The sequence below is a fragment of the Tsuneonella sp. HG222 genome, from assembly GCF_053819185.1.
Genome location: NZ_JBSOQZ010000001.1, coordinates 643,533 through 652,500 on the forward strand (window position 1 = coordinate 643,533; position 8,968 = coordinate 652,500).

10 protein-coding genes (1 of these 10 running past the window's edge) are annotated in these 8,968 nt (G+C 66.4%); 4 read left to right on the forward strand and 6 right to left on the reverse strand.

Annotated elements, in window-relative coordinates:
- Positions 1-14 precede the first annotated feature (14 nt).
- Both ACWPMZ_RS03240 and ACWPMZ_RS03245 read right to left on the reverse strand, forming a co-directional pair.
- Positions 15-527, reverse strand: coding sequence for a YceD family protein (locus ACWPMZ_RS03240; protein ID WP_455702578.1), 513 nt, complete (start codon positions 525-527; stop codon positions 15-17).
- Positions 524-1,039, reverse strand: coding sequence for a ubiquinol-cytochrome C chaperone family protein (locus ACWPMZ_RS03245; protein ID WP_455702579.1), 516 nt, complete (start codon positions 1,037-1,039; stop codon positions 524-526). Before ACWPMZ_RS03245 ends, ACWPMZ_RS03240 begins: the two co-directional genes overlap by 4 nt.
- Positions 1,040-1,192: 153 nt before the next feature.
- Here ACWPMZ_RS03245 and ACWPMZ_RS03250 point away from each other — a divergent pair, with 153 nt between their 5' ends.
- Genes ACWPMZ_RS03250 through hslU form a run of 4 tightly spaced genes read left to right on the forward strand, consistent with a single transcriptional unit; the run spans position 1,193 to position 4,700 of the window.
- The gene (locus ACWPMZ_RS03250; protein WP_455704155.1) at positions 1,193-1,654 is read left to right on the forward strand and encodes an outer membrane protein assembly factor BamE; all 462 of its coding nucleotides are present in this window, start codon (positions 1,193-1,195) and stop codon (positions 1,652-1,654) included.
- 45 nt (positions 1,655-1,699) lie between these two features.
- Positions 1,700-2,260: an ATP-dependent protease subunit HslV gene (gene hslV, locus ACWPMZ_RS03255; RefSeq protein ID WP_455702580.1), complete on the forward strand. Its 561-nt coding sequence runs from the start codon at positions 1,700-1,702 to the stop codon at positions 2,258-2,260.
- Positions 2,261-2,275: 15 nt separating this feature from the next.
- Positions 2,276-3,358: an FAD-dependent oxidoreductase gene (locus tag ACWPMZ_RS03260; protein ID WP_455702581.1), complete on the forward strand. Its 1,083-nt coding sequence runs from the start codon at positions 2,276-2,278 to the stop codon at positions 3,356-3,358.
- Between the two features lie 31 nt (positions 3,359-3,389).
- On the forward strand, positions 3,390-4,700 hold the full coding sequence (gene hslU, locus ACWPMZ_RS03265; RefSeq protein WP_455702582.1) for an ATP-dependent protease ATPase subunit HslU: 1,311 nt from the start codon (positions 3,390-3,392) through the stop codon (positions 4,698-4,700).
- A gap of 37 nt (positions 4,701-4,737) precedes the next feature.
- Here hslU and ACWPMZ_RS03270 read toward each other — a convergent pair whose 3' ends face one another.
- The 4 genes from ACWPMZ_RS03270 to ACWPMZ_RS03285 form a co-directional block, all read right to left on the reverse strand.
- Positions 4,738-5,313: a cytochrome c gene (locus tag ACWPMZ_RS03270; RefSeq protein ID WP_455702583.1), complete on the reverse strand. Its 576-nt coding sequence runs from the start codon at positions 5,311-5,313 to the stop codon at positions 4,738-4,740.
- Between the two features lie 103 nt (positions 5,314-5,416).
- Complete coding sequence (locus tag ACWPMZ_RS03275) at positions 5,417-7,243, reverse strand: ABCB family ABC transporter ATP-binding protein/permease (protein WP_455702584.1); 1,827 nt, start codon at positions 7,241-7,243, stop codon at positions 5,417-5,419.
- A 48-nt stretch (positions 7,244-7,291) separates the two neighbouring features.
- Entirely contained in the window at positions 7,292-8,224 is a 933-nt protein-coding gene (locus ACWPMZ_RS03280) for an aspartyl protease family protein (RefSeq protein WP_455702585.1), read from the reverse strand.
- Positions 8,225-8,305: 81 nt separating this feature from the next.
- Positions 8,306-8,968, reverse strand: the 3' portion of a protein-coding gene (locus tag ACWPMZ_RS03285) for a lipopolysaccharide biosynthesis protein (protein ID WP_455702586.1). It continues 813 nt past the right edge of the window; only the last 663 of its 1,476 coding nucleotides appear in the window; its start codon lies beyond the right edge, outside the window; its stop codon occupies positions 8,306-8,308.

An 8,968-nucleotide genomic window follows, 5' to 3' on the forward strand; every position in this document is an offset into this window, starting at 1 on the left:
GGGAGCGCCGGACTTCAGTTCTTCTTCAGCGCGGCAAGGGCACCGAAGGGCCCGGCCTGGCCTTCGTCGAGCAGGCCCGCCTCGGTGCGGACCGTTTCAGCACCGGGACCCACGGCAAAGGGATCGATCGCCAGCGAAAGCGTCTGGGCGACCGCTTCTCCCAGGTCGAAGACGTGGCCGGCAAAGGGGATCTCGTCGAGTTCGTCCTCTTCCAGCTCGATTTCTTCGCCCGGCTCGGGGATCGCGGTTTCCGGCACGAAGCGCAGCACGATCGCCTCGCGAATCCGAACCGGCAGATCGTCGCCGGAAATGGCGCAGGACTGGATCACCTCGGCTTCCAAAGTCCCATCGGCGTCGATCGCCTCGCCGTCGGTCGTCAGCACGACCCTGGCGTCGAGACGCTGGATGGCGACCAGGCCGAAACGCTCGGCCAGCGCTGCACATTCGGCCTCGTTGGCCTCCAGGTGCAGTTCGCGCGAAGGCAAGTGCCGGCGGTCGATCGGGCGGGGGAACTCGCTCGCGCTCACCGCTCGATCCTCCCGGCCACGAGGTCGACCGGATCGGTTCGCGCCAGCGCTGCGGACAGCGCGCGCAGGCCCCGGGCCAGCGCCGGAATATCGGGCTGTTCGCCCAAGGTCACATTGCGCTCGGCAGCGTTTTCAAGCGCTTGATTGTCAGTTGCGGCGACGGCGCTGCGATAGGCGTCGAGCCGTCCGCCGAGCGATTCCATCAGGCGGCCCATTCGCTTGCCGACCACCAGATCGCCCACGCCGCTCTCGCGCAACTGGCCGTCCATGTCCTCGACGAAAAGCTCGGTCAGCAGCGCGCTCTCGGCAGCCCGCCCGGCAGCTTCCAGCCGCAAAAGCACGAAGGCGAGCACCGCGGTGATCATGTCGAAGCGGCCCGATACGCTGTCGGCCACGCCGCACTCGGCATACCAGTGCGGATCGCGGGCCGTCTCGACCGTCTTGTGCCACAGCGGGCGCAGCGCATCGCGCGGGTCGGGCGCGGTTCCGAGCAGGCGGGAAATCAGGTTCATGGGGATAGTCCGTCCATTCAGCAGTTGTTCAACGCCAGGGGCCGAAGCGCGCCGTTGCACAGCGGCGCGCCAGTCCCTAAGGCCAGCGCCGATATAAGCGCGCCGGCACCGCTGGCAATGTGCTCGAGATTACGGAGACGGTTTCGCGACATGATGGGCATTTTACGCATCGCGGCCCTGCTGGGCGCCACGACGATGGCGGCTGGATGCGCCAATATTTCCGAGCACCGGGGCTTCATCGTCGACGAGACGCTGGTCGGATCGGTCCAGCCGGGCGTGGATAACCGGCAATCGGTGGAGGCCACGCTGGGCCGGCCGAGCTTCATCAGCCAGTTCGGCAACCCCACCTGGTACTACGTCTCCAGCTTCACCAAGCAGGCGCCTTTCGGCCGCCCGCAGATCTACGAGCATTCGGTCCTGGCGGTCAATTTCGACCAGGCCGGCAACGTGTTGACCGCGCAGCGCACCGGGCTCGACCAGGTGTCGCGCATCAGCCCCGATGGTGACGAAACGCCGACGCTGGGCCGCGAGCGCACCTTCCTGCAGGACCTGTTCGGCAATATCGGCCAGGTCGGCGCCGGCGGCGCTGGCGCGGGTGGCCCCGGCGGTCCGTAGCCGATCCGCTTGAAGCCGTTCGGCTGGCGACCCATATCGCGCGCCATGGACGGACAGACTGACGATCGCGGGATGCCCCGCTGGCACGGCACGACAATCATCGGCGTGAAAAAGGGCGGCAAGACCGTCATCGCCGGTGATGGCCAGGTTTCCATGGGCAACACCGTGATGAAGCCCAACGCGCGCAAGGTCCGCCGGATCGGCAAGGACGACAAGGTCATCGCCGGTTTTGCCGGCGCCACCGCCGACGCCTTCACGCTGTTCGAACGGCTCGAGAAGAAGCTCGAACAGTATTCCGGCCAGTTGATGCGCGCCGCCGTCGAGCTGGCCAAGGATTGGCGCACGGACAAGTACCTGCGCAACCTCGAAGCCCTGATGATCGTGGCCGATGCCGACGTTCTGCTGGTGCTCACGGGCAATGGCGACGTGCTCGAACCCGAAGGCGGGATCGCCGCGATCGGTAGCGGCGGCAACTACGCACTGGCCGCCGCCCGCGCGCTCGATCCGTATGAAACCGACCCTGAGAAGATCGCCCGCCGCGCGATGGAAGTCGCTGCAGAAGTATGCGTTTTCACCAACGACCGGGTGACCTTGGAGACGGTTTAGGCCACAACCGCGCCGATGGATCGGCGCGGCTTTCTTGCATCCTCGACCGCGAGCGGGCTGCTCGCGGCTTGCGCCACGCCGGGCGTGCCGGTCGCTTCCGCAGGTGCGGCCTGCCTGCCGCGGGTCAAGGTCGATCGGTCGCGCGTGATCCGGCTGGTCGCCGGTCCGCGGCCATACCGATCTTCGGGCTTCGTCGTCCGCGCCGAGCCGCTGGGGGCCAAGCGGCTGGTGCACAATTACGGGCACGGCGGATCCGGAATCACGCTCAGCTGGGGCTCGGCACGGCTGGCGGTCGATCTCGGCCTGCCCGACACGTCGGGTCCGGTCGCCGTGCTGGGCGCGGGCATCATGGGCCTGTCGACCGCGCGGCTGGCGCAGGAGCGCGGACGTGCGGTGACGATCTACGCCGCCTCGCTCCCGCCCGAAACCACCAGCAACATCGCGGGCGGCCAGATCAAGCCGTCGCTCCTCTATCGTTCCGGCGCGGTCGACGACGCCTGGCGGGCACAGTTCGCAGCGGCGCTCGCCTATTCGTGGCGGCGTTTCCAGATCATGGTGGGCGACGATTACGGCGTCCGCTGGCTGCCGACCTACGAGCAGGACTTAGGCGCGCCTGGCGGCATCGACGCGCTCGTCCACGCGGGATCGGTAGAATTGCAGGGGCCGGCCAATCCCTTCTCCGCCTATGAAGTGCGGCGCTATGATACGATGTACGTCGAAGTTGGTCGCTACCTGACGCGCCTGACCGAGGACTTCCTGCTGGCAGGCGGCCGTTTCGTGGTCGGCGCGCTGTCTTCTCCAGACCAGGTGGCGGCTCTCCCGGAGGCGACGGTGTTCAATTGTACCGGCCTCGGCGCGCGCGACCTGTTCGGCGACCGGGAGATGATCCCGATGCGCGGGCAGCTGGCCGTCCTCCTGCCACAACCCGAAGTGCGATATGCCTACGAACTGCCCGGCGGCTACATGTTCTCCCGGCCCGACGGGATCATCCTGGGCGGCACTTATGAACGCGGCGTCGAGGAGGCGGTGACCGAGGAGCCCGCCATTTCGCGCATCTTGGCGGCCCACGCCCGCCTCAACAGCGGCTGCGCTTCTTGAACCCGCCGCCGCCACACCCAAATTGCGGCGCATGACGGGATCTTCCATCGAAAGCCTCACTCCGAAAGCCATTGTCCGCGCGCTCGACGAGCACATCATCGGCCAGTCCGATGCCAAACGCGCGGTGGCCGTGGCCCTGCGCAACCGCTGGCGCCGGCAGCGCCTCGGCGCCGACCTGCGCGACGAGGTCACCCCCAAGAACATCCTGATGATCGGCCCCACCGGGTGCGGCAAGACCGAGATCAGCCGGCGGCTCGCCAAGCTGGCCGAAGCGCCCTTCGTCAAGGTGGAGGCGACCAAGTTCACCGAGGTCGGCTACGTCGGCCGCGACGTCGAGCAGATCGCCCGCGACCTCGTCGAGGAGGCCATTCGTCTCGAGAAGGAACGCCGCCGCGAGGCGGTGCGCGAAGCAGCCAGCAAGGCGGCGATGGATCGCCTGCTCAAGGCGCTCGTCGGCGAGAGCGCCAGCGAGGCGACCCGCGAGGCGTTCCGCCAGCGCATCACCCAGAACGCGATGAACGATACCGAGGTCGAGATCGAGATCGAGGACGCGCCGCAAATGCCGTTCGACATCCCGGGCGGCGGCAATGTCGGGATGATCAACCTTAGCGAGATGTTCGGCAAGGCCATGGGCAAGCAGAACATGAAGCGCCGCAAGCTCAAGGTGCCCGACGCCTGGGACAAGCTGGTCGACGAAGAGGCCGAAAAGCGGATGGACCAGGACGATGTCGCCCGTGTGGCCCTGGCGAACGCTGAGACCAACGGCATCGTGTTCCTGGACGAGATCGACAAGATCGCCGTCAGCGATGTGCGCGGCGGCTCGGTCAGCCGTGAGGGCGTCCAGCGCGACCTGCTGCCGCTGATCGAGGGCACGACCGTCGCCACCAAGTATGGGCCGATGAAGACGGACCACATACTGTTCATCGCCAGCGGCGCGTTCCACGTCGCCAAGCCGAGCGACATGCTGCCCGAGCTGCAGGGCCGCCTGCCGATCCGGGTCGAGCTTCGCAGCCTGACCGAAGAGGACTTCGTGCGCATTCTTGCCGAGACCAAGGCGAACCTGGTTCAGCAGTATCGCGCGCTCCTCGCCACCGAGGACGTGACGCTCGACTTCACCGACGAGGCCGTGGCCGCGGTCGCCAAGATCGCCGCGCAGGTGAACGAGAGCGTGGAGAACATCGGTGCCCGCCGCCTGCAGACGGTGATGGAAAGGCTGCTCGAGGATCTGAGCTTCGAGGCGGAGGACCGCACGGGCGAGACCGTGAAGATCGACGCGGCCTATGTGCGCGAGCGCCTGTCCGACCTCGCCGGCGACAGCGACCTGAGCAAATACATCCTCTGAACGACGAATTCAGCCGCGACAGCGGGTCGAATTTTCATCAGGTGGTCGGATCGTCGCCGTTCGTGCGGCGGATGGATTCGACCAGCGCGCGGTCCTGCGGATACCAGAATTCGAGGTGGCACTGCTCGCACACCCCGTCGAGCTGATCGACCAAGGGTGTCGCCTTTGCCGCGTCGTGCGCCTTGGCCGCAGCCGCGAGATCGGCCATGTGCGCGGCCAGCACACCGGCGAAATTGCGGAAATCCTCGGGGTTCGCATCGATGCTCTTCTGCACTTGCGCCGCCGATGATCCGAAGTCGCTGTCCTCGTCGGAAATCTTCACGCCCGGTTTGGCCAGCACGATCTTCTGCATGGTGGCGAGCTGGTCCGCCCCCTCCTTCACCCCCAATGCGAGCCGCGCCAATTCCGTCCATTGCGCGTCCGTCAGCCTGGCAGGATCGATCGCCGCATTTTCGTCGAGCGCGGTATTGGTGACCTCCCAGAGAGGGTCGGCCATGCCGTCGATCTTCTCGACCATGATCTCGTGCACGGTGACCTCCTGCGGCGGGGCAGGCTTCGAACAGGCGGTTACGGCGACGGCGAGCAGGAGCGGGGCAAGGGCAGGCACACGCATGGCAGGAATCCTCGGCTCTGGGATGGAGCGGAGAGGGTGCGCGCGGGGCCGGAGGGCGACAAACGATTAACGGTAACGCGGCCGCTACACGCGCGTTACACCGCTATTCGGCCGCCTCGCCCAAAGCCTCCTGCTCGTGGGCCTGCCTGGCCCACATCTCCGCATACAAGCCATCGCGGCGCAGCAGTTGCGAGTGCGTCCCGTGCTCGGCAAGGCGGCCTTCGTGCATCACATAGATCAGGTCGCTGTCGGCAATGGTCGATAGGCGGTGCGCGATGGACAGACTCGTGCGATGTTCCGACACGCGCCTGAGGGTGCCCAGGATGTCCTGCTCGGTCCGGGTGTCCAACGCGCTCGTTGCCTCGTCGAGCAACAGGATGGGCGGGTTCTTGAGCAGCGTGCGGGCGATCGCCACGCGCTGCTTCTCGCCGCCCGACAGCTTGAGCCCGCGCTCGCCGACTTCGGTGTCGAATCCGTCGGGCAGCTTGCGGATGAAGGGCAGGATCGCCGCGTCGCGCGCCGCGGCGACGACCTCGTCCTCGCCCGCGCCTTCCCTGCCATAAGCGATGTTGTAGCCGATGGTGTCGTTGAACAGCACCGAGTCCTGCGGGACGATGCCGATTTGCCGGCGGAGCGAATCCTGCGTGACTTCGCGAATGTCCTGGCCGTCGATCAGGATGCGGCCCGCCCACGGATCGTAGAAGCGGAAGAGCAGGCGGCCGATCGTGCTCTTGCCCGCGCCCGATGGGCCGACGATGGCGACATGGCCGCCGGCGGGCACCTCGAAGCTGAGGCCATGCAGGATTTCCCGGTTGCGGTCGTAGCCGAAGACGACGTCCTCGAACACTACGGTCGGCCGGCGCACTAGTATCGCGGGCGCTCCGGGCACGTCTTTCACCTCGATATCGGTGTCGATCAGGCGGAACATCATCGCCATGTCGATCAAGCCCTGGCGGATCGTGCGGTAGACCCAGCCGAGCATGTCGAGCGGGCGGAACAACTGGGTCAGGAAGGTCTGGATCAGCACCAGGTCGCCCGGCGTCAGGTTGCCCTTGCTCCATTCCCATACGGTGAAGGCCATCGCGCCCGCCATCAGCAGGTTCATGATCGTCGCCTGCGCGATGTTCAGCAGGCCGAGCGAGTTCTCGCTCTTGATCGCTGCCTCGGCATAGGCCCGGGCGGCCGAGCCGTAGCGTTCGCGCTCTCGCTTCTCGGCCCCGAAGTATTTGACCGTCTCGTAGTTGAGGAGCGAATCCACCGCGCGGGCGAGCGCGGTTCCGTCGAGCTCGTTCATCTGCGCCCGCAGCTTCGTGCGCCACTCGGTGATGGTGCGGGTCAGCCAGACGTAGGATACGACCGCGACCGCGGTGGCCGCGACCATTTCCCAGCCGAACTTGAAATAGAAGATGCCGGCGACGACGAGCAGTTCGACCACGGTCGGCAAAATGTTGAACAGCAGGAAGTAGATCATCGAGTTGATCGACTTGGTCCCGCGCTCGACGATCTTGGTCACCTCGCCGGTGCGGCGCGACAGGTGGAAGCGCATGCTGAGCAGGTGCAGGCGGCCGAAGACGTCCTCGGTCAGCTGGCGCACCGCGTCCTGCCCCACGCGCTCGAAGATGATGTTGCGCACGTTGTCGAACGCGACGACGGCGAAGCGCCCGGCCGAGTAGGCCAGGACCATGCCGAAGGCGACGGCCACCGCGGCCCCGGTTCGATCCGCCATGGCATCGACCGCACCTGCGTAGGCGAAGGGCAAGGCCAGAACGACCCCCTTGGCAAGCAGCACGAACAGCGCGGCAAACGCGATCCGCCGGCGCAGATCGGGGCGGTCCGCAGGCCAGAGGTACGGGAAGAATCGGCGAATCGTGCCCCAGTCGGCAGGATCGCGCTTGATAGTTTCGCTCTCGTTTGTCCCGTCCGCGCTCATCGCCTGCCAAGTGGGGCCTTGGCCCCTCCTTGGCAATGCCGCGGGCGGTCAGAGGTAGTGGTGGTTGCCGATGGGCGCGTGCGGATCGGTGGGCAGGTCGAACAGGATCTTGCGCTGTTCGAAGTCGATCGCGACGCGTTTGAACATCCGCAGTTCGCGCACGCCCAGCACGAGCGCCGGCTGATCGTGCAGGTCGAGTGCACGGAACGAAGGCGAGTCGGCGAACACGACGGGAAGATTGTTGATCTCCATCCGGCCGAAGCTGAGCGCCCGTGTCTGCCGCGAGGTACCCGACAGGGTGATCCCGTTTACGTCGGTCATGGTGGTCTCGCCCATGTCGCGCGTATGGCGCAGCCTGGCGAGCAGGGCATGGTTGCCCACGCTCCCTTGCGCGCCCGTATCAATCAACACCTGGACCGGGACGCCGTTCAGCTTGGCATTCGTGATGATCAGCTGGCCAAGCCGCGGGCGCGCCTTGACGACAATCTCGTAGCCGCGATTGCCGCCCAGTTCGCGCGCATCGGCAACATGCATTTCGTTCTTGTCGAAATCGAGCAGCACGCGCTGGCCCTGCAGGCTGTCGAGGCCGACGATCCCGTCCGCTCCACCGATATTGGCCCGCTCGAGCAAGGGAGCATTCTGGATGTTGATCGTTCGCGTTCCGAGCGAAAACTCGGGCACCTCGGCAACTTCCACCGGCCGCCGGCTCGCCATGCCGACGAGTATCGCATCGCGCCGATCGTGCAGTTTCAAATGATCGGCGAGGATGGTCGAGAGGACCGTCGCCTGGGCGCCGGTATCGATCATGAAGCGGAACGGGCCCTGGCCCATGATCGTCACGGGCACTGTCAGGCGCTCATAGCGCTCCTCGCCCATTGCTATCTTGTCGGCTTCTTCGGTCGGAACGTGCGCTTCCTCGAACGTCGTGGCGGCGGTCGCGCTCCCGGCCGCGACGGCGGCCAGTAAGAGGTACCAGCTCATAGCCTGTCTCCCAAAGCGCCCCCGCGCCTGGCCGGAGCGCTCGGGCATACTACCACGAGATTGGGACAGGCGGAAACGAGATCAGGCGGCGGCGGGCAAGGCCGTGGCGCGATTGCGCAAGAGGGCCATCACCTCGCCGAACGTCTCGCGCGATATGACGAGCAGGAAGGCAATGTAGGCCAGGCCTCCGACGGCGATGCCCGTCACCAGCCTTTGCCATTCCGGCAACCCGTGCAGCTCGCGGCCCGCCGCGACCACGACGAAAGCCATCCCTGCACTCGCGAGCAAGGGAGGAGCGATCGCGCCGAGCATTCCGCGTGCATTTATCCCGAGGATGGACCGCGCCTGGATGTAAGTTGCCAGGGGCAGGAGCGGAAAGGCGATCAGCCAGGCCATGGCGAGACCCGTCGTCCCCCAGCGCAGCCCGGCGAGATAGGCCAGCGGCATTATCAGCGCGCCGAAGACCGCGGCGCGCATGGTGATCTTCACATGGCCCATCGCGTTGATCGGCGGGGCGAAGAGGATGTGCAGGGTAAAGGCAGGCATCGCCAGGCCGAGGATGGCGACGAGTCCCGACATTTCGGACCATTTCGACCCTAGCACGACATGCACCGCGTCGGCCGCAACCGCCGAAAGGCCGAAGTAGAGCGGGCAGGTAACCAGCAGGACCAGCTTGACCGCCTTGAGGAAGGCCGGGCCCAACTGCTCCGGGCTGTTCTGCAGCCGCGCGTAGGCGGGGAAGGC

Excerpts from the sequence above, each read along its gene's own strand:
- hslV (WP_455702580.1), top strand. The coding sequence starts at position 1,700 with ATGGACGGACAGACTGACGATCGCGGGATGCCCCGCTGGCACGGCACG.
- ACWPMZ_RS03275 (WP_455702584.1), bottom strand. The coding sequence starts at position 7,243 with ATGAGCGCGGACGGGACAAACGAGAGCGAAACTATCAAGCGCGATCCT.
- ACWPMZ_RS03280 (WP_455702585.1), bottom strand. The coding sequence starts at position 8,224 with ATGAGCTGGTACCTCTTACTGGCCGCCGTCGCGGCCGGGAGCGCGACC.
- ACWPMZ_RS03245 (WP_455702579.1), bottom strand. The coding sequence starts at position 1,039 with ATGAACCTGATTTCCCGCCTGCTCGGAACCGCGCCCGACCCGCGCGAT.
- ACWPMZ_RS03260 (WP_455702581.1), top strand. The coding sequence starts at position 2,276 with ATGGATCGGCGCGGCTTTCTTGCATCCTCGACCGCGAGCGGGCTGCTC.
- hslU (WP_455702582.1), top strand. The coding sequence starts at position 3,390 with ATGACGGGATCTTCCATCGAAAGCCTCACTCCGAAAGCCATTGTCCGC.
- ACWPMZ_RS03270 (WP_455702583.1), bottom strand. The coding sequence starts at position 5,313 with ATGCGTGTGCCTGCCCTTGCCCCGCTCCTGCTCGCCGTCGCCGTAACC.
- ACWPMZ_RS03250 (WP_455704155.1), top strand. The coding sequence starts at position 1,193 with ATGGGCATTTTACGCATCGCGGCCCTGCTGGGCGCCACGACGATGGCG.